General features: G+C 35.9%; 20 protein-coding genes. 6 read left to right on the top strand and 14 right to left on the bottom strand.

The window, feature by feature from the left end; translation table 11 throughout:
• Positions 1–24: 24 nt before the first annotated feature.
• Complete coding sequence (locus tag HNQ94_RS09090) at positions 25–1080, bottom strand: M20/M25/M40 family metallo-hydrolase (RefSeq protein ID WP_174497819.1); 1056 nt, start codon at positions 1078–1080, stop codon at positions 25–27.
• Between the two features lie 118 nt (positions 1081–1198).
• Here HNQ94_RS09090 and HNQ94_RS09095 point away from each other — a divergent pair, with 118 nt between their 5' ends.
• Complete coding sequence (locus HNQ94_RS09095; protein WP_174497820.1) at positions 1199–2200, top strand: potassium channel family protein; 1002 nt, start codon at positions 1199–1201, stop codon at positions 2198–2200.
• Here HNQ94_RS09095 and HNQ94_RS09100 read toward each other — a convergent pair.
• From HNQ94_RS09100 to HNQ94_RS09110, 3 genes are all read right to left on the bottom strand, one after another.
• Entirely contained in the window at positions 2192–2596 is a 405-nt protein-coding gene (locus HNQ94_RS09100) for a YugN-like family protein (RefSeq protein ID WP_174497821.1), read from the bottom strand. The genes HNQ94_RS09095 and HNQ94_RS09100 overlap by 9 nt on opposite strands.
• 556 nt (positions 2597–3152) lie before the next feature.
• On the bottom strand, positions 3153–4505 hold the full coding sequence (locus HNQ94_RS09105; protein WP_174497822.1) for a glucose-6-phosphate isomerase: 1353 nt from the start codon (positions 4503–4505) through the stop codon (positions 3153–3155).
• A gap of 145 nt (positions 4506–4650) precedes the next feature.
• The gene (locus HNQ94_RS09110) at positions 4651–5814 is read right to left on the bottom strand and encodes an iron-containing alcohol dehydrogenase (protein ID WP_174497823.1); all 1164 of its coding nucleotides are present in this window, start codon (positions 5812–5814) and stop codon (positions 4651–4653) included.
• A 146-nt stretch (positions 5815–5960) separates the two neighbouring features.
• On the opposite strand from HNQ94_RS09110, the gene HNQ94_RS09115 reads away from it, so the two are divergent.
• The gene (locus HNQ94_RS09115; RefSeq protein WP_174497824.1) at positions 5961–6167 is read left to right on the top strand and encodes a DUF378 domain-containing protein; all 207 of its coding nucleotides are present in this window, start codon (positions 5961–5963) and stop codon (positions 6165–6167) included.
• Positions 6168–6226: 59 nt separating this feature from the next.
• Here HNQ94_RS09115 and yugI read toward each other — a convergent pair whose 3' ends face one another.
• Positions 6227–6631 (bottom strand): S1 domain-containing post-transcriptional regulator GSP13, encoded by a 405-nt coding sequence (gene yugI / locus HNQ94_RS09120; RefSeq protein ID WP_174497825.1) that lies wholly within the window; start codon positions 6629–6631, stop codon positions 6227–6229.
• Positions 6632–7040: 409 nt separating this feature from the next.
• On the opposite strand from yugI, the gene HNQ94_RS09125 reads away from it, so the two are divergent.
• Positions 7041–8204 carry a MalY/PatB family protein gene (locus HNQ94_RS09125; protein WP_174497826.1) on the top strand — a complete coding sequence of 388 codons (1164 nt, stop codon included), beginning with the start codon at positions 7041–7043 and terminating at the stop codon, positions 8202–8204.
• Between the two features lie 43 nt (positions 8205–8247).
• Here the strand turns inward: HNQ94_RS09125 and HNQ94_RS09130 are convergent, their stop codons facing one another.
• The 5 genes from HNQ94_RS09130 to HNQ94_RS09150 all read right to left on the bottom strand — a co-directional run bounded on the left by HNQ94_RS09130 (position 8248) and on the right by HNQ94_RS09150 (position 11730).
• A complete protein-coding gene (locus tag HNQ94_RS09130) occupies positions 8248–8763 on the bottom strand; it encodes a DoxX family protein (RefSeq protein WP_174497827.1) in 516 nt (171 codons plus the stop codon).
• Between the two features lie 280 nt (positions 8764–9043).
• Complete coding sequence (locus HNQ94_RS09135) at positions 9044–9628, bottom strand: superoxide dismutase family protein (protein ID WP_174497828.1); 585 nt, start codon at positions 9626–9628, stop codon at positions 9044–9046.
• A 158-nt stretch (positions 9629–9786) separates the two neighbouring features.
• Positions 9787–9978: a hypothetical protein gene (locus HNQ94_RS09140; protein ID WP_174497829.1), complete on the bottom strand. Its 192-nt coding sequence runs from the start codon at positions 9976–9978 to the stop codon at positions 9787–9789.
• Between the two features lie 76 nt (positions 9979–10054).
• A complete protein-coding gene (locus tag HNQ94_RS09145) occupies positions 10055–11230 on the bottom strand; it encodes a cation:proton antiporter (protein ID WP_174497847.1) in 1176 nt (391 codons plus the stop codon).
• An 11-nt stretch (positions 11231–11241) separates the two neighbouring features.
• The gene (locus HNQ94_RS09150) at positions 11242–11730 is read right to left on the bottom strand and encodes a cation:proton antiporter regulatory subunit (RefSeq protein WP_174497830.1); all 489 of its coding nucleotides are present in this window, start codon (positions 11728–11730) and stop codon (positions 11242–11244) included.
• A 220-nt stretch (positions 11731–11950) separates the two neighbouring features.
• On the opposite strand from HNQ94_RS09150, the gene deoD reads away from it, so the two are divergent.
• The 3 genes from deoD (at position 11951) to HNQ94_RS09165 (ending at position 13908) form a co-directional block, all read left to right on the top strand.
• Positions 11951–12658 carry a purine-nucleoside phosphorylase gene (deoD, locus tag HNQ94_RS09155; protein WP_174497831.1) on the top strand — a complete coding sequence of 236 codons (708 nt, stop codon included), beginning with the start codon at positions 11951–11953 and terminating at the stop codon, positions 12656–12658.
• Positions 12659–12860: 202 nt separating this feature from the next.
• On the top strand, positions 12861–13220 hold the full coding sequence (locus tag HNQ94_RS09160; protein WP_174497832.1) for a YuzC family spore coat inner layer protein: 360 nt from the start codon (positions 12861–12863) through the stop codon (positions 13218–13220).
• Positions 13221–13302: 82 nt separating this feature from the next.
• Positions 13303–13908 (top strand): biotin transporter BioY, encoded by a 606-nt coding sequence (locus HNQ94_RS09165; RefSeq protein ID WP_174497833.1) that lies wholly within the window; start codon positions 13303–13305, stop codon positions 13906–13908.
• Between the two features lie 59 nt (positions 13909–13967).
• Here the strand turns inward: HNQ94_RS09165 and HNQ94_RS09170 are convergent, their stop codons facing one another.
• The 4 genes from HNQ94_RS09170 to HNQ94_RS09185 all read right to left on the bottom strand — a co-directional run bounded on the left by HNQ94_RS09170 (position 13968) and on the right by HNQ94_RS09185 (position 18145).
• Entirely contained in the window at positions 13968–15455 is a 1488-nt protein-coding gene (locus HNQ94_RS09170; RefSeq protein ID WP_174497834.1) for a leucyl aminopeptidase, read from the bottom strand.
• Positions 15456–15657: 202 nt separating this feature from the next.
• On the bottom strand, positions 15658–16344 hold the full coding sequence (gene spsC, locus HNQ94_RS09175; RefSeq protein WP_174497835.1) for a stationary phase survival protein SpsC: 687 nt from the start codon (positions 16342–16344) through the stop codon (positions 15658–15660).
• Positions 16345–16501: 157 nt separating this feature from the next.
• Entirely contained in the window at positions 16502–16819 is a 318-nt protein-coding gene (locus HNQ94_RS09180; RefSeq protein WP_174497848.1) for a YuiB family protein, read from the bottom strand.
• 105 nt (positions 16820–16924) lie between these two features.
• On the bottom strand, positions 16925–18145 hold the full coding sequence (locus HNQ94_RS09185) for an NAD(P)/FAD-dependent oxidoreductase (RefSeq protein WP_174497849.1): 1221 nt from the start codon (positions 18143–18145) through the stop codon (positions 16925–16927).
• Positions 18146–18508 lie beyond the last annotated feature (363 nt).

Here is an 18508-nt window from a genome sequence, read left to right on the forward strand (position 1 = left end):
TGTCAGTATTGATAGAAAAATGAATTAATCCTCTAACGGATTTAATGATTCATTTCCTGTTAAGTTTTCAATCATATGAACAAGTAATGTAATCTCTTCTTGGATATCTTTTAAACTTGCTGTTTCCACTGGTGAATGCATATAACGTAATGGAAGAGAAACCAAGGAAACAGGGACACCTGGACCCGTGTAGCGCATACGGTCAGCATCGGTGCCGGTAGTGCGAGGTGTTAATTCATATTGCAAATTCATATTTAATTGTTGTGCTGATTTCTCCAGCAATTTATTAGCCTTTATGTTAATAGGTGCTCCTTTTGCTAAAACAGGACCATTATCTAATTTTATATCTCCATGTTTTGCTGTATTAACACCTGGATAATCGGTAGCAAATGTTACATCACAAGCAATTGCTAACGTAGGATTAACACCTGCAGCTGCAAAATAAGCTCCTCCTAGATTTGTTTCTTCATTCACTGTACTTGCAGCATAGACTCCGACCTTAATCTTTTTCTCGGACAGAATCCTTAGAACTTCCGCCACAATAAAAGCACCTGTCTTGTTATCTAATCCTCGACCTGTAATGTATCGATCCATTAACATTTCTGGCTCCCTTTTATAAACAGCTAAGTCACCAATTTTTATCGCAGAAGCCAATTCGTCTTTCGATTTTGCACCACAATCTATATAAAGGTCTTCAAACTCTAAATTTTCCTTTACCCCACCATGATGTTCTGCATTTGCCCCTATTACTCCAGTAAATGTTTTACTTTCTCCCATTACTAAAACCTTCATGCCGATAGCTACTTTAGGGCTTATCCCCCCCAATTTGCTAAAACGCAAAAAACCATTATCTTCAATCTTTGTAATAACAAATCCTATTTCATCACAGTGTCCAGCAAGTAAGATTTTAAAATCAGCTTCCGGATTAATGATTCCAATCACATTTCCCGCATTATCCGTTCTTACTTCATGAGCGAACTCCTTAACATATTTCATCCACTTTTTCTGAATCGCCATTTCCATACTTGATGGAGATGGTGTATTTAATAATTCCATTAAAAAATCATTTTTTAGTTCCATATCTTACCTCCTATATGTATGTAATGTTCATTATCGTATCAAACTTATAATAATGCAAAGTAAGAAATAATGGTAAGATTATTTCTTTCAAAATACATTTAACTTGAGGAGAAAGATAATGCGTTTACAGATGGTATGGAGATGGTATTTTCAAATTCCAATCTATTTACGGTTACTATTAACTGTTATGTTTTTTATGTTCTTATTTGGTATAGTTATTCATTTAGTTGAACCAGATCATTTCCCGACTTTATTTGAAGGATTATGGTGGGCGTTTGTAACAGGTTCTACTGTGGGTTATGGGGATTACGTCCCTGTGTCAACAACTGGAAGAATAGTAGGAATACTGATGATTTTAGCTGGCGGAGGTATTGTCACATATTATATGGTTGCTGTATCAACTGGTGTGATGAAACAAGAAAAAGAATTGTCAAAAGGGCATATTGCATACAGGGGAAAAAATCATGTTATTGTAATTGGTTGGAACGAACGCTCCAGACAATTACTAAAAATGATAAAGGAATTTGTACCAGCTGAGGATATTGTATTAGTGGATAGTACCCTAGAGCTTTCACCAAATCATAATTTTCATTTTCAATTTATTAAAGGGGATCCATCCCTTGATGAAACATTAAAGAGAGCAAATATAGAGGAAGCAAGATTTGTTATTATTACTTCTGACCAATCAAAAGAAGAAAAACAAGCAGACCAATTATCTATATTAATTACAGTAGCTGTTAGAGGTCTACACTCAAATGTTTCAATTATTACAGAAATACTGACAAAAGAGCAAATAGCAAATGCCAAACGTGCTGGTGCAAATACTGTCATCCGATCAAATGATTTTATGAGTACGCTTTTCTACCATGAAATATATAGGGAAGAACCTGTTAAGCCTTTTGATTTAATTTTAGAACAGCTATCTAGTCAACAATATAAAGAATATAAAATACCTAATCATTTAATTGGTGAAAGTTTCTTAACATGTTCGAATGAATTCGTCATAAAAGACGAGCTTTTAATTGGGATCATAAGAAAAGGAGAGTTTAATTTAAACCCTCCTTTTCAAATGACACTTGAAGATAATGACCAATTAATTACATTGGCTAACCTAAGATAACAAGTTCTGCTCCACTTTTTTTATTATTTCTGTACCTTGTTCTGCATATTGATCTGGTACTTCGGTATCAGCATCTACAGGGGGCTGGAACTGGTTAAAAGATGCAGTAAAGTTACCTATTATTGCATCTTCGTCAATTCCATCTGCATATTGATGTCCTAAAATAAATGGGGCTCCTATTCTCACTTGTACCCCTGGCTCATCTAATTGGCCTATTTCGGCATTAAAAGGTACTCGGACAAAGTAATACCTTCCTTCATTTGTCATTTGATAATCAAAATAACCATGGTCATATTCCCAATTGCTACCTATTACAAAGCCAATTGGCTTTAATTTATTTTCTAAATCCTCTAAAGAGAAGACTTGATTTTCAATTGCTGATTCTAAAGCTAACATAAAACTCACCTTTTCTTCTGTTTTATGTTTAGTATACCCGGACATTTCTTTTGCATAGAAAAAAGGCTCTGCCACTTTATGACAAAGCCTTTTTATATGCTTAGGTCGTTGTTTGTTCACAAAAACCTTAAATTGCGACGTAACTATACCTTTGTATTTTGGTCAGTGCTATATGACCGCTTCGGCAGAATACTTCGCTTTCCACGGGCACGGCCTCAGCCTCCTCGCGGAAAACCACCGCTGCGGGGGTTTCAGACACGTGCGGTCCCGCAGGAGTCTTCGTATTCTGCCTACGCTAATCATATCTTTCAGTTGTGATAGCCCTTAATGACATTTGTATGAGAATTCTCTCTTCAACTGGTAAGAAAGAGAGCACATATTAGCGAAGGAAATACACGTAGACTCCTACGGGACAGCGAAGACGTTGAGACCCCACAGCGAGCGATCTTTGCGAGTGAGGAGGCTCAGCGCGAGCCCTAAGGTACGCGTAGTGTATTTCCGTAGCGGTTGGATTTGCATACATCAATTTACGTCGCACTTTCTATTAATAATAACTTTATTTAAATCGTTTTTCTAATTCCGCTTTTTGTTGCTCGAATCCTGGTTTACCTAATAGGGCAAACATATTTTTCTTATATGCTTCCACTCCCGGTTGATCGAACGGATTAACACCTAATAAGTAGCCACTAATAGCGCAAGCTTTCTCAAAGAAATAAACAAGGTATCCAAATGTATATGCATCCATAGAAGGAATACTTATGATGAAATTAGGTACCTGACCGTCCGTATGTGCTAATAATGTCCCTTCAAATGCTTTTTTATTTACATCATCGAACGTTTTACCAAGCAAATAATTTAGTCCGTCTAAGTCTTGAGCATCTTCCGGTATTTCCATATCACGATGTGGATTTTCTACTTTCAGTACTGTTTCAAATATTTGCTTGTACCCATCTTGGATATATTGTCCTAATGAGTGTAAATCCGTTGAGAAGTTAGCAGAAGAAGGATAAATACCTTTTTGGTCTTTCCCTTCACTTTCTCCAAAAAGTTGTTTCCACCATTCTGAAAAATATTGTAAGGCTGGCTCATAATTAATCAACAGCTCAACTGTTTTCCCTTTACGATAAAGAATATTTCTGCAAGCAGCATACTGGTATGCAGGATTTTCAAATAGATTTTCACTGGATAAATCCTGAGAAGCATCCTGCGCCCCCTTCATAATTTGCTCAATGTCTACACCCGTTACTGCTATTGGTAATAATCCTACTGCTGTAAGAACGGAGAATCGTCCGCCAACATCATCTGGGATAACAAAAGATTCATACCCTTCGTCTGTTGCTAATTGCTTAAGAGCACCTTTTTCTTGATCAGTTGTTGCATATATTCTGTTTTTCGCTTCTTCTTTTCCATATTTGTCTTCTAAATACTTACGGAAAACACGAAAGGCCATAGCTGGTTCTGTTGTTGTCCCACTTTTTGAAATGACATTTACCGAAACGTCTTTTCCATCAAGTGCATCAAACAAATCCTTAATATAAGGTCCACTAATGTTGTTTCCTACAAATAATACTTGCGGGAATTTTCTTTTATCCTTGGATAAAATGTTATAGAACGTATGGTTCAACATATCAATAGCAGCTTTTGCACCTAAATATGAACCGCCAATTCCGATAACAACAAGTACATCAGAATCGTTTTGAATTTTCTGTGCAGCTTTTTGTATACGACTGAATTCTTCTTTATTGTAATCACTTGGTAAGTCTACCCAACCTAAAAAATCATTTCCTGCTCCTGTTTTATTATGTAAAGAATGATGGGCTGTTTGAACAGCTTCCTCTAAATATTTTAATTCATGCTCTTGAAAAAAATCACTTGCATAGTCATAGCGAAAAGTAACGTGTGTCTTCATTATGAATCTCCTTTCATAAATATCCTCTTTTTAGTATGAATTAATTTACTAAAACCATTACATATTTCTTCATCCGTTTTTCATTTTAGCATAAAAAGGAAGCAGTAATATAAAAAAACCGACACAGAATTGTGTCGGTTTCCGTTTAAAGAGAGTTTTTTAAAATAGCTACAACATCCTCTTTGTTTAATGCATTGAAATTACCGAATGGTCCTCTAACCATAGCGCGCTCTGCCATTAAATCGACTTTTTCATCATTAATATTATAATCAGAAAGTCGATTAGGCGCTCCAAGTGAATCCCAAAATTCACGTAGTTTAGATATCCCTTCTAAAGCAATTTCTCTATCTGACTTTCCTGATTCTTCAACTTGAAAAACATTAGTAGCCAATTTTTTAAACCTACTTACATCGACATCCAAGTTATGTTTCATCCAGTTTGGGAACAGTATAGCAAGACCACCCGCATGTGGAATATCATATACGGCTGAAACAGCATGCTCAATGTTATGAGATGCCCAATCCCCGCGATAGCCCATTTGCAGCATTCCATTTAAAGCAATCGTACCAGCGTATAAAATAGTTTCTCGGTGCTCATAAGACTCTAAATCATTTAGCAGCTTTGGTGCTGTTTCTATAATCGTTCTTAGTACTCCTTCACACATTTGATCCTGTACAGGTGAGCTACTCGATTCATGAAAATACTGTTCGAAAATGTGTGTCATCATATCAACAATGCCATATATTGTTTGATCTTTCGGAACTGATATCGTATGAGCAGGGTCTAATATAGAGAATTGAGGAAAAAGGAGTGGGCCTCCCCAGCCGTATTTCTCATTTGTCTCCCAATTCGTAATAACAGCTCCAGCATTCATTTCAGAACCAGTAGCCGCAAGTGTAAGTACTGACGCAAGGGGAAGAGCTTCTTTTGGAATAGCCTTTCTTGTTACCAAGTCCCATGGATCACCATCATATTTTGCAGCAGCTGCAATTGTTTTTGTGCAATCTATCACACTTCCACCACCAACAGCAAGGAGAAAATCTATTCTATTCTGTTTACATAGTTCTCCACCTTTTCTTACTGTTGAAATTCGTGGGTTAGGCTCTACACCCTTAAGTTCAAAAACGTTAAGTGCACGTTTGTTTAGTTGTTTTAGAACCCTATCATAAATACCATTTTTCTTGATACTCCCGCCACCGTAGACAATTAGTACATTTTCCACGTGACTAGGAATAAGTTCAGGTAATTGTTCCAATTGATCTTTTCCAAATACTAATTTTGTTGGATTATAAAATGTGAAGTTTTCCATAGTTGTTCTCCTTTCATTACGTCAATCCTTATTATTATCATTTTTCTCGTATTAAATTTCAAAACAACTGCTCTGAAATCATTTTGCCAACTGAATAAAGATAGCTTTTTTTACAAAAAATACGGAAAATGAAGGAGGTTTGTAAAATGAATGGTTTTCATAAATTTTGCCTTTTCATTGCTATTGTTGGAGCAATTAATTGGGGACTAATCGGTTTCTTTCAATATGACCTAGTTGCTTCTTTACTTGGTGGTGGAGAACAAGATGCAATCATCCCAAGAATTGTATATGCGGTTGTAGGTCTTTGTGGACTTGCATTAATCCCATTATTGTTTAAGGGAGAAGAGCATTAAATATCTTAATATGAAAAAGAGGTGTTCCAACATGTGGAACACCTCTTTTTGTAATGAAATTAATTTTTATACGTTTCTTCACGTTCTTTCGATTGTTGAATCCACTCTTCAAGCTTATCTTTAAGTGTGTTAAATCCAGCTGAAGCTGCAGATTCCTGTTCTTGCTTTTGCTGATTTGGACGAGCCGTTTTCTTAGGTTTAGCTGCCTCTTGCTTAGGAGCTTCTTCTGTAGCTCGGATAGATAGTGAATATTTACCTGCGTTCTCATCTATATTAAGAACCTTTACCTTCACTTCATCTCCAACCTTTAAATGGTCATTAATATCTTTTACGTAGCCATGTGTCACTTCAGAAATATGCACAAGACCTTGTGTTTCTTCATTTAACGAAACAAATGCTCCATAAGGTTGAATTCCTGTTACTTTACCTTCTAAAACTTCACCAACTTCAATTTTATCTGCCATGATGAACAACTCCCGATTAATTTTTCTCTTATCTTTTGACGCATTAAATGATTTTAACACAAAGAAGATACACAAGCAAAACATAACCAAAAAGTTATCCATTTTTATACGTGAAATTACATCGTGACACCATATAAAATTCCCTTTAAGTTTTTTAAAAAAACATGTTTAAAAATTAACAAGAACGGTAATATTATGTAAGGTAAGACTTTCTCGTATTCCCCCTGTGTGGCAAAGCGTTCTTTAGCGCTTTGCTTTTTTTTTGCACATTTGAACTTTTAATGGGGATAAATATACTCTTTCTCAACCTAGAGGTTCGGTATGAGCAGTTTTACTATCCTTTTTATTTCTATTTTATCGATTGTTTTTGTAAGATAAGACTATCTACGGTTTGAAGGGGGCAACATCTATGGGGGATTTCCAAAAGAAAGTAGATCGTATAAACACAAGATCCGTTAAATGGGATTTAACGGAAAAAATTTTTAAGGATAAAGAAGTTTTACCTATGTGGGTTGCCGATATGGACTTTCCTGCACCTAAAGAAGTTCAGCAAGCAATTATCAATCGAGCACAACATAACTTATATGGGTATACGATTACGGATAACACATTAAATGAAGCTATTACATATTGGATGCAAAAAAGACATAATTGGAAGATAGCTCCAGAATGGATTACTTATAGTCCTGGTGTGGTTACTTCCTTGCATATGATTGTTCAAGCATTAACGAAGGAAGCGGATAAAATATTAATTCAAACCCCTATTTATCCACCCTTTTATGCTGCTGTTGAAAATCATGGCCGAAAAGTCGTCAAAAACCCATTACTTCTAAATGGGGATAAATATGAAATTGATTTTACTGATTTTGAACAAAAAATAAAAGACAAAGACCTAACGATGTTTATTTTATGTAACCCACATAATCCAGTTGGAAGAGTATGGACAAGAGAAGAATTAACAAAAATGGCGCAAATTTGCATGCGACATAATGTTTTAATCGTTTCAGACGAAATTCATAGTGATCTAATTTTCTCCTCTCATAAACATATACCGATAGCAACAATTTCGGATCAAATTGGCGAAAATGTTATCACTTGTCACTCCCCATCTAAAACTTTTAATTTAGCAGGGCTACAAGCATCCTATATTATTACAACCGATAGAAGAAAAAAATTAAAGATTGATAATCAATTGATGAACCAAGGCTTTCATTTACTAAATACATTCGGTATTACTGCAATGGAAGCCGCCTATAAACACGGAGAAAAGTGGCTGCATCGTCTAATTGAAATATTAGAAGAGAACAAACGGTACGTCATCGAAACAATACATTCACATACTAGAAAAATAAAGGTTTTTGATTCGGAAGGAACATACCTTCTATGGATCGATTGTCGAGAACTTGGTCTTGAACCACAAGAGCTAAAACAATTTTTTCGCACAAAAGCAAAAATTGGCCTAAATGATGGATATACTTTTGGAAAAGAAGGAGAAGGCTTTATGAGGATAAATATTGCCTGTCCAAAGGAAATAGTAGTAGAAGGCGTCAACAGAATCTTAGGTGCTCTCTAAGTAAAGGAGCTGGTGTATGGAATCCACCAGCTCCTCTTTTTTGCTATACAGTTGCGACTTGTTTTTTAATTTTTCTATTTTTGTTCGTTGGGTTATGTTCGCGAAGGAAAGGTATAACCCATCTGTCTAGGCCGTAGCGACCTGCGTTGAAGCCTGCTACTAGTAAAAATACTGTTAGTAATACCATTTGTGGATTCGTGCTCACTGTTCCACTTAATAGGAATGCGAAGTTCATGGTGATTCCCATTAAAGCTGCAAAATTTGTAAAGATACCTACGATTAATGCTAATCCTACTAAAACTTCACCCCACGCTACTAAGAAGCTAAAGAAGTTTGCATTTGGTAGTGCGACACTTTCAAGGAATGCTGCCCACCAGCCTTGCACTGCTGGGTGGTCTCCCGTTGCTTTGCCAATGGCTCCTTGTAGAAATCCACTTGCATCAAATCCACCTGTTACTTTTCCAATACCTGCTGTGAACCATTGATAACCAATATATATTCGGATGAATGCTAAAACTCCTGCTACGATTTTGTTATTACGAAGAACATCAACAAACATGACATTCAACCCCTTTTTCTTATTATTTTTAGTTTAGTTTGCTCACCATTTCACAAATGCATTTTCAAGAATTCTTGTGTGTTTGTTTCTTACTACACTCTTACTATATCATGATTTTTTTTATTTAAAATAAGTTTGTGAAACAGTTCACAATTTGGTAATAAAGTTATGGCGGAGTTGTGACTTACGACCTCATATGTAACAAAAGAGACCGACCATTCTTCTATATAGTGAAGGCATGGTCGGTCTCTTTTTGTCCAAACAAGATTAAAATTATTGCTTATTTCTCCTCTTCTTCTGGTCCTGTTTCAGCAGGATTAGTTGGAGATTGATCTTTATCATCTTCCGCTAATGTAATTTTTCCACAAGCTACTCTGGCACCGGCATCCCCAGCAGGTTGGCTCATCCCATTATCCTGGCTCTCGTGAATGACCAAGGATGTACCTTCCCCTTTTAAAAGGGAATACTTGTCGTCTGCTAAAGTTGCTTTTTCTACCGTTACTTCTCCATCAATCTTCCCGTCCTCTGCAGCCTCTACATTCGGCATATCTCCTACGTGAGCTCCTTCTGGATGCATTAATCCATGGAGCTTTGAGTCAGGATTAAAGTGATTACCTGCAGATTTGAAATCAGGTCCTTCACATTTTGGAAACTCATGTATGTGAATGGCATGAAATCCTGGCTCTAAGCCAGTTATATTTAATTTAATTTTTACACCTTCTGCTTGCTCTGATAAAGTTGCTGTTCCTAAAGAGTCACCTTCTGGATTGTAAATGTCTATTTCTAATGGTGATCGACTTTTATCATTACAAGATGACAGGATAACGAGTAAAACGAGAAAGAAAGAACTTACATACCTTATCATACTACAACTTCCTCTCTATACCTTTTCCACTCGTAGTTTTGCCAATTCCCTAATAAAGTAAACTCTTGTGTACCGAAAACTTGATAAATGGCCAATTATAAGCTAACAACAAAAAGAAAAGCCTTTCAATTTTTTAATTGAAAGGCCAATATCCCATGTTAGTGGTCATTTTGTTTATCGTTAAAAATCATTTTATCTGCATATTGCTCGTCAACCTTCTGTTGTTCACGTCGAGATAATTTCATTAAAAATCTTGTAAAAAAAACTGCTGCTATAAGAAAAATCATTAACATCAAAATGGATGGCAAATATTCCGTCTTATCTTGAGGGAAATACAAAAATTCCATCATTTTTCATCACGCCTTTCCCTTTATCCTAATAATTATAGCATGAACATTACATGTTTAATACGAACGAAGGTAATGGTTAATAAACACCGGGAACCTTCAAGTTTTTCTTTTTCTTTTTCGGTTTCCCATAAATTTTATTCGTTATTGCAGGCGCTTGCTGAAATAATACCATGCCAATAAATGCAGCTAAAATGATGTATACTCCTGCAAAAACCTTAATTACTCCTGTTGCTAGACTTGCTATTACAACTGAAAACTCTCCTCTTGCACAAATGGATAATCCTGCTCTAAACGATACTCTATTAGATAATCCATACATTCGGCCACCTATAACTCCGACTAAGATTTTAGCTACAACTGACCATATAAGTAAGACTACTAGAAAAGAAACCATTGGTACTCCCTCACCAAATTCGACGGTAGTACCGAAATAGATGAAAAAGGTAGGTAAAAATAAATTTTTCACTGGATGTACAGTATGTTCTACTTTTTCAATTTTACTCATTTCCGCAAGCATCATTCCAGCTAGGAATGCCCCTAACACTTCAGATAACCCTAAATATAGCGCTAGTCCACCATAGGCTAGTGCAATTCCGACAAGTAGTGCAATTTTGAAATCCTCATCACTTATCTTATCCAGAAAAGCTTCAAATTTCTTAAACAAGGTTTTACTTAAAAGAATTGCTCCTACTGTTAGAGCTATTATTTTACCAAATAAAATGAGGAAGTCTATAGAAGTAAAGTCTCCTCCAGTCGTAATTCCCATCAGAACCGCTACTACTATGGGAGCTACTAAATCTTCAAAAATTAGAATCCCTAAAATATATTCTGCTTCCCTATTCGCCATCCGACCAGTATCATCTAACAATTTAGCTGTGATAGATGAACTCGTTGCATAAGCCACTCCACCTATTAGAAAGGAAGTAAATAGGTCTAAGTCAAAGAAATAACAAATAACCATCACTATTCCGAGGTTCAATGCAACATCTAAAAGACCAGCAGGCCATATTTTTCTCGCTATTCCACTTAAACGACTGATGTTAAATTCCAATCCTAAAAGAAAAAAGAGTAGAACAATTCCTATTTCACTAGCAAAATGGAGTAATTCATTATGATGTAAAGCACCAGCAAGAATGATACCAAATATAATATATAAGATGACATTTGGAAATTTAATCTTTATACTTAGAAAGCCCAAGCTAAATATTCCTAATAATATTAAGCCTGCAGCTAATAAACTAGGTATTTCCATATGCACAAGTATCATTCCTCTCCTTTACAAAATGCTTCTAAAAAGGAAACTTGATCCTTTTTCCCAAAAATCATGAGAACATCGCCTGCTTGAAGAACTGTCTCAGGACCGGGAGCAGCAACAATTTCGTCACCCTTTACAACGCCCATTACAGTTGCCCCTGTTTTGTTACGTATTTCTGATTCTTCTAGAGTTTTATTGACAAGCGGGGAATCTTCTTTTATTTTCACCCAATCCATCACAATTTGATTTTTAAACATTTGAAGCTTATCTGCGTCAACTGGCTGATAGGTTGCTCCTAACAATTGAGCACCAAGTTCCCTTGTTTCGTCCCCTGTTAAATCCATTGCAAAATCCGCTTCATCACTATCAACGTCTTCAAAAAAATACAATTCTCTCTTCCCTGTATGATGAACAATTAAAACAAGCATGCTATCTCCCGCTGTTTTAAAAGTAATCTTTTGTCCTATACCAGGTAATTGTGAAACAGAAACATTCATCCCAAGTACTCCTTCCATTCTATTAGTTTGTACTTATTTTAAGATATTCTATCTAGTTCGGTGAACGTGAAACCTTTTTAAAAATTCATGTCCTATACTACCAACCAAATGATAACACAATTCAACTTTGCACTCCATGCTGCACATATCTATACTTGATTTGTGTTTAGCCATTGGATATGATACTTTTATTTTACATTGTGCTCAAGGAGGTAAAAATATGAGTGTACATATAGGAGCTAATCAAGGAGATATTGCCGATAAAATTCTTTTACCAGGCGATCCACTTCGCGCTAAATATATTGCTGACACCTACTTAGAAAACGTTACTTGTTACAACGAAGTACGCGGGATGTACGGCTTTACTGGTACATATAAAGGAGAAAAGGTCTCCGTACAGGGAACAGGTATGGGCGTGCCGTCTATTTCCATTTATGTGAATGAGCTTATTCAAGAATATAATGTACAAAAATTGATTAGAGTTGGTTCTTGTGGAGCATTACAAAAAGACGTAAAAGTAAGAGATGTTATTCTGGCAACAACATCTTCCACAGACTCCCAAATGAACCGAATGACTTTTGGGGGTATTGACTATTCCCCTACAGCTGATTTCCAATTACTAAAAAATGCTTATGATGCTGGAAGTAATAAAGGTTTAGAATTAAAAGTTGGGAATGTGTTTACAAGTGATAGCTTTTATCGGGACAATGCTAAGGAGCTATTTGATTTATTAGCCAAATATAATGTTCTAGCAGTAGAAATGGAAACGACTGCTCTTTATACCTTAGCAGCTAAATATGACAGACAAGCGCTATCTATTTTAACTGTAAGCGATCACGTCATTACTGGAGAAGAAACAACCGCCCAAGAAAGACAAACCACTTTTAACGATATGATGGAAGTTGCTTTGGACGCAATTATTAAATAACAACACTAATGAAAACGAGACTTCCTCTAGAGAGTAAGTCTCGTTTTTTGTTTTTTCAGAGGGATTGGAACGTCCATTACGCTTACTAACATCCCTTAACACTGAAGGTAAAAAATGATAAGCAATATGGACAGTATTATCTGTTTAATTAAATAATCACCAACACACTCCCTCTTCATAAACTGAAGGGAAGGAGGTTTTCATGATGTGTCACTATTTTTTGCCCCCGCTTTACTATGTTCCTTATTATCATAATCATCGGCAACCACCCTATCCAGAGGTCAATCCATCGCAGTTTACCGATTCAGCATATAGTTTTCAAGCTCTTTTAGTCGATGCGCAAAAAATTATAGCTAAGCTTTCTGACTCAAAGGAATTTGCAAAACAAGTAATGGACAATGCTCAAAAATCGAATCAAGCTGAAGTGATTAAGCTTGTGAAAGAAACAGGAATCACTCATCCAGTAGATGTATCTTTTACCCCCGATAATATAAAAATTATATTAACAGCTGTAAATGGGGGATCAGTGTGCTGTAAATTAGTCATGGATTTATATTGGTAAACCCATTTGTAAACCGCATAATGTTTTTGGTTGACAATACTCCTTTTCAAATTTATTATGAAATGGAAAAGGGGGATTTTTAATGACACAATCGAAACGTAATTTTCGTACAATTGATCTTACAATTGGAGCACTTTTTGTTGGACTAATGGCTATTGGAGCAAATATTGCTATTTGGATGCCTTTTCTAAAAGTATCTATTGGTAGTGCAACAGTTCCTATATCGTTGCAAACTTTCTTTGCAACATTAGCAGGTTTACTTCTTGGAAAAAGGTTAGGTGCCTTTTCTATGTTTGTTTACATATGTGTAGGGTGTGTTGGTGTACCTGTCTTTGCGGAAATGACTGGTGGAATTGGACAATTGGCAAGCCCAACTGGAGGATTTATCATATCATTTATTTTTGTTGCTTGGGCAGCTGGATATATCGTTGAAAAACAGCAATCCTCATCTTACCTTACCTATGCAATAGCCGCTTTAGCTGGACTTATGATGAATTATATTATCGGAACAAACTTTTTATATATTGCATTGAATACATGGATGGAACTTTCTATTTCGTATTCGGCAGCTTGGCAATCAATGATACCTTTCTTCATCAAGGATTTTGCGCTTGCGTTTTTTGTTGCATCTTTAGCAAAAGTACTTGTGACTCGTGTCCAATTGTCAAAAGCATCTTATATAGCATAAAAAAAGAAGCGATCCCTCAGGAAAAAAAACCTTTGGGATTGCTCTTTTATAACGTATTCTTACTCTATTATAAGTTTTGCTAATGTACGTGCCATTATTCCAGTTGGCCCTTTTGGTCCTAAGTCATAATTAGTACTTGAAACAGCAGTTCCTGCAATGTCCAAGTGAACCCAAGGAGTGTCCTCAGCAAACTCAGCTACAAAGGATCCTGCCAATACAGCATGTCCCTTTCTTCCCGGAGAATTATTTAAATCGGCAACTTCACTATTTCTTACCTGTTTTTTATAAACATCTAAATACGGTAGCTGCCAAATTGGCTCATTTACATAGGAGGCAGCTTGCTTAACTTCTTCTAAAAAGGTTTGGTCGTTCGTCATTACCCCTGTTACCTGATCACCGAGAGCAACAATGACACCTCCTGTTAAGGTAGCAACATCTACAATTCTGCTCACGTTATATCGTTTAGCATAAGTGATGGCGTCTGCTAAAGCCAATCTGCCCTCTGCATCTGTATTTCTAACCTCAATCGTTTTTCCACTTAAAGACGTAATAACATCATCTGGTTTAAAAGCTCCCCCACTAATCATGTTGTCCGTAGCTGGGATTACTGCTATTACATTTTTCTTTGGCTTCAAACGTCCAATTGTATCCATTGCTCCTAGTACAGCTGCGGATCCACCCATATCTGTTTTCATTCCCATTAAACCATCTTTCGTTTTAATGGAATATCCACCTGTGTCAAAGGTAATCCCTTTTCCAACTAATGCTACTGCGTCTTTCCAATCTTGTTTTCCTTTATACTTTAAAACGATTAACTTCGGTGGTTCATCTGATCCTTGATTTACCGCAAGAAGTGCTCCCATTCCTAGCTCTTCCATATCTTTTTTATCTAAAATTTCATATTCCATCTCATACTCATTAGCAAGCTCCACTGCATATTCTGCAAGCTTTGTTGCCGTTAATACATTTCCAGGAAGCTGAACTAAACTTCTAGCTAGGTTTGTGCCACGACCGTAAGCTAGTCCTTTATCTAATGAACGAGCAATAAATCCCTCTTCATGCTTGGTGATAATTTGGATGGTAGGTAAAAACGTATTTGGTTTGTCTCCCGTTGTCTTATAATGATCAAATTGAAACGGTGCCATCATTAATGCTTCCATTACATTTTCTGCTACTACATTGCTTTCTAATTCATCTGTAACAAAGCTATCAAAAGCAAAAGCGACATCACCTATTTTGTCTTTTTGTAGCAGTTGGAATAGCTTCCCAAAGGTATTCCTTACTTTTTCTGAAGTAATATCGTTCTTATCTCCTAGTCCTACTATGTATAAGCGTTTTGGTGAAATAAGATTTAATGTGAATATTTTTGCAATATGCTTATATTCAAATGAAAGGTCACCCGCTTCTAAGTAAGAATCTATAACTCCTCCGAGTGATTGATTTAATTCCTTCACTAACCCTTGAGAAGTCTTGTCCTCTTGAAACAAACCTATTACTAATGCATCTGTATCTACACTCGTTAAATCTTGTTGCAATATTTTATACATGATTAAAACACCTCCACCTTAATTATAACGAAACTCGAAATAAATTGCATGTTGAACAATTTCTATATTATCGAAGCATTAGAAAAACTTGGCTTCTCTCCAAGTGCTTATGGCGAAAGCCATAGTTTTTCTTATACTTTAATCCTTTAACAAAGTTAAACTTTCTTAAAGTAAAAAAAAAGGCCCTTAACAGGCCATATTTCTAGCGTTCTAATATTTTTTCACGAAATACTTGCATCGATTCTGTTTCATTTAAAGTAGTAAGTTGATCTGCTGTAAGTGAACCATCACCTTGTTTCACAACATAAACCTCTACTTCTCTTTTACCCCAATGATTATAAACATCTTCTACAGTTTCATAATATAAGTCTATTTTATTTCCTGTAATAGCGCCGCCCTTATCAGCAACCACACCATACCCATAGCCAGGGATATATAGAATTGTACCGATAGGAAACTTATTCAAATCAGCTGCAATCGTAGAATACAAATCCCTTGTTACTTTTACACCAGAAAAGGTTACACCATATAAATGGTGCCCTGGGCTTTTACCTGTAGATTCTGGCCCCGCTGTATAACCTGTTGCAATAACGGTTTCAGTAGGATACTGTGAGAAATCTATGGCCTCTTCTAATGTTTGTGGTGCTGAAATTTCTTGACTAGATACGTATCTCTTACTAGGTAATAGTTTATTTAAATCTTTTTTTGTTATTTCTGTTTTCTTAACTTGATGTTCAACATCAGATGAAGAAGCCTCTATTGTTTCCCCTTGTTTGAACCAAGAGTTTAGGTCATCTGCAGTCACATTCGCTATGGAGGAATATGTTACAAATAAAGCACCTAATACCAACATAACCATGAAAATCCCTTTTGAGATTTTTAATTTCATCGATAACACCTCTCTGAGTGTCATCGTGCCCATTATTTTAAATGTTTATACATTTTTTGATTTTTCTAATATTATCCAGTCGAATATAATACCTCGTTAGTAGTGACTCTGCCTAATAAAATAAACGCTGCTACTTTTATAAGTAACAGCGTTTTTATTAAAACATTTGATAGCCTCTTGACCGTAACGTTTTAATGATAATACCCGATACAATCGTTCCAACAAATCCCATTGTCAGAAAAACAATATCAATCATTTTTAAATGAATAAGCTTCATCCCCAATTCACTTAAAGCCCAACCGGTCTCTGTAAAATATTTACTAAACGGAAAATCATCTACAATTAATATAACAATAATAGGATAGACAATTGCCATGATCCACGTTTTACGTAATAACATGTTTAGCAAGAATGAAATCCCAAAAAATAAAACAAAAAATAATAGAGAACCTACGAACAAATGTAATATATTCATATCCAAGGAAAGTTCCTCCTTATTCCATGTGGGTACCACAACACGTCTACATTACCACATTAAAATGGCAAAGGCTTTGCATCATGCCTTTGCCACTTATTACGTTTATTTAAAGATGTTGAATTTACCTTTTTTCAATAGTAATCCAATTCCGCCTAGTTTTAGTAGGTAACGGTTATCAATAATTTTCTTCATTACAGATGCCATCCATCCGAATAATTTACGGGTTCCAAAAACGACTCCTATTGCATCGCCTTCTCCTAATGAAGCAACTGTACCTAGAATATTTGGTGTAAATTCTTTAAATTCAGATCCACCTCTAACCATTACTTTTACGTTATGTGCTGCAACATCAGCCATTTGTATAGCAATTTGTGCAGTTGGAGGATATGGGCGACCTGTTTCCTCATTCATAATAACAGCACAATCTCCTACTACGATAACATCATCATAATCAGGAGTACGGAGGTCAGGACGAATTTGCACACGGCCACGGTTTACTTCAAATCCGGATTTTTCAACAATGGAGTTACCACGAACCCCAGCAGCCCATACAAAGTTTTTCGTTTTAATTTCTTCTTGTACACCATCTTTTTCAACCACAATCCCGTCAGCAGTTGCTTCCTTAATTGCAGTACCAATTTTGAATTCAACGCCTTTAGCTTCAAGACGGTTCATCGCATATTCCACAAGTTCAGGATCAAAACCTGCTAAAGCAGAAGGACCAGCTTCAACGGTAACTAAACGTACCTTAGAAGGGTCAATGTCATACTCATGGCAAAGTTCAGGAAGACGGTTAGCCACTTCCCCTACAAATTCTATTCCAGTAAATCCAGCTCCACCAACTACGATTGTAATTAGTTCTGGTCTTTCTTCTTCCTCATTGTTGTAAAGAGAGAAGTTATATTCAATCGTATCACGAATGAGACGAGAGGAATTTACGTTATTAATTGTGTAAGCATGCTCTTCAATGCCTTTAATTCCAAATGTAGCTGATTCAAAACCTAAACCGATTACAAGGTAATCATATTCAAGCTCACCATCTTCAAGAATTACCTTTTTAGCCTTTGGATCAATAGAAATTACTGTATCTTGCACAAAATTCACTTTATTAAAGTCCACCACATCTTTAATTGGAATTCTCGTTCTGTCATGGTGAAGTGTGCCTGCAGAGCTTTCATGTAACCATGTTGTTTGATAATGATAATCGTGCTTGTTCACCAACGTTAGATCGACTTCGTTTGTTCCAATCATTTTCTGCAATTTAACGGTCGTCATTATACCGCCATACCCTGCTCCTAACACAACTACTTTAGGTTTCTTCATCATCATCACTTCCATCTGTATTTTTTAAATAGCCCAGTTACAAAGTTTGTGACATTATTCACTTACCTGGATATTAGAAAAATTGGCTTATGTATGGATGAAGAAGCCAAATCTTTCTAAAGCCCAAAAAGTAGATTTTTAAACTAAATATAATATTTGAAATAATAAGTTCGAATGGAAAATTGTCACAAATTCGTAATATTTATATCTACACTACATCATAGAACTTTTTATTTTTATTTTCAACCCTTAAGCAGTAATTCATTCGTTTCTGATTTTTCAGATTTTTTTAATAATATTCAGAAATTAGAGGCTTGGGAAAAGATAAAAGAAGGCGTATATGTTAAAATAAAGGAAACTCAC

The sequence above is a fragment of the Salirhabdus euzebyi genome (assembly GCF_014207435.1).
GTDB lineage: Bacteria > Bacillota > Bacilli > Bacillales > Alkalibacillaceae > Salirhabdus > Salirhabdus euzebyi.

Bases quoted from the DNA above. Each gene is read 5' to 3' on its own strand.
- HNQ94_RS09090 (WP_174497819.1), bottom strand. From the start codon at position 1,080: ATGGAACTAAAAAATGATTTTTTAATGGAATTATTAAATACACCATCT.
- HNQ94_RS09095 (WP_174497820.1), top strand. From the start codon at position 1,199: ATGCGTTTACAGATGGTATGGAGATGGTATTTTCAAATTCCAATCTAT.
- HNQ94_RS09100 (WP_174497821.1), bottom strand. From the start codon at position 2,596: ATGTTAGCTTTAGAATCAGCAATTGAAAATCAAGTCTTCTCTTTAGAG.
- HNQ94_RS09105 (WP_174497822.1), bottom strand. From the start codon at position 4,505: ATGAAGACACACGTTACTTTTCGCTATGACTATGCAAGTGATTTTTTT.
- HNQ94_RS09110 (WP_174497823.1), bottom strand. From the start codon at position 5,814: ATGGAAAACTTCACATTTTATAATCCAACAAAATTAGTATTTGGAAAA.
- HNQ94_RS09115 (WP_174497824.1), top strand. From the start codon at position 5,961: ATGAATGGTTTTCATAAATTTTGCCTTTTCATTGCTATTGTTGGAGCA.
- yugI (WP_174497825.1), bottom strand. From the start codon at position 6,631: ATGGCAGATAAAATTGAAGTTGGTGAAGTTTTAGAAGGTAAAGTAACA.
- HNQ94_RS09125 (WP_174497826.1), top strand. From the start codon at position 7,041: ATGGGGGATTTCCAAAAGAAAGTAGATCGTATAAACACAAGATCCGTT.
- HNQ94_RS09130 (WP_174497827.1), bottom strand. From the start codon at position 8,763: ATGTTTGTTGATGTTCTTCGTAATAACAAAATCGTAGCAGGAGTTTTA.
- HNQ94_RS09135 (WP_174497828.1), bottom strand. From the start codon at position 9,628: ATGATAAGGTATGTAAGTTCTTTCTTTCTCGTTTTACTCGTTATCCTG.
- HNQ94_RS09140 (WP_174497829.1), bottom strand. From the start codon at position 9,978: ATGATGGAATTTTTGTATTTCCCTCAAGATAAGACGGAATATTTGCCA.
- HNQ94_RS09145 (WP_174497847.1), bottom strand. From the start codon at position 11,230: ATGGAAATACCTAGTTTATTAGCTGCAGGCTTAATATTATTAGGAATA.
- HNQ94_RS09150 (WP_174497830.1), bottom strand. From the start codon at position 11,730: ATGAATGTTTCTGTTTCACAATTACCTGGTATAGGACAAAAGATTACT.
- deoD (WP_174497831.1), top strand. From the start codon at position 11,951: ATGAGTGTACATATAGGAGCTAATCAAGGAGATATTGCCGATAAAATT.
- HNQ94_RS09160 (WP_174497832.1), top strand. From the start codon at position 12,861: ATGATGTGTCACTATTTTTTGCCCCCGCTTTACTATGTTCCTTATTAT.
- HNQ94_RS09165 (WP_174497833.1), top strand. From the start codon at position 13,303: ATGACACAATCGAAACGTAATTTTCGTACAATTGATCTTACAATTGGA.
- HNQ94_RS09170 (WP_174497834.1), bottom strand. From the start codon at position 15,455: ATGTATAAAATATTGCAACAAGATTTAACGAGTGTAGATACAGATGCA.
- spsC (WP_174497835.1), bottom strand. From the start codon at position 16,344: ATGAAATTAAAAATCTCAAAAGGGATTTTCATGGTTATGTTGGTATTA.
- HNQ94_RS09180 (WP_174497848.1), bottom strand. From the start codon at position 16,819: ATGAATATATTACATTTGTTCGTAGGTTCTCTATTATTTTTTGTTTTA.
- HNQ94_RS09185 (WP_174497849.1), bottom strand. From the start codon at position 18,145: ATGAAGAAACCTAAAGTAGTTGTGTTAGGAGCAGGGTATGGCGGTATA.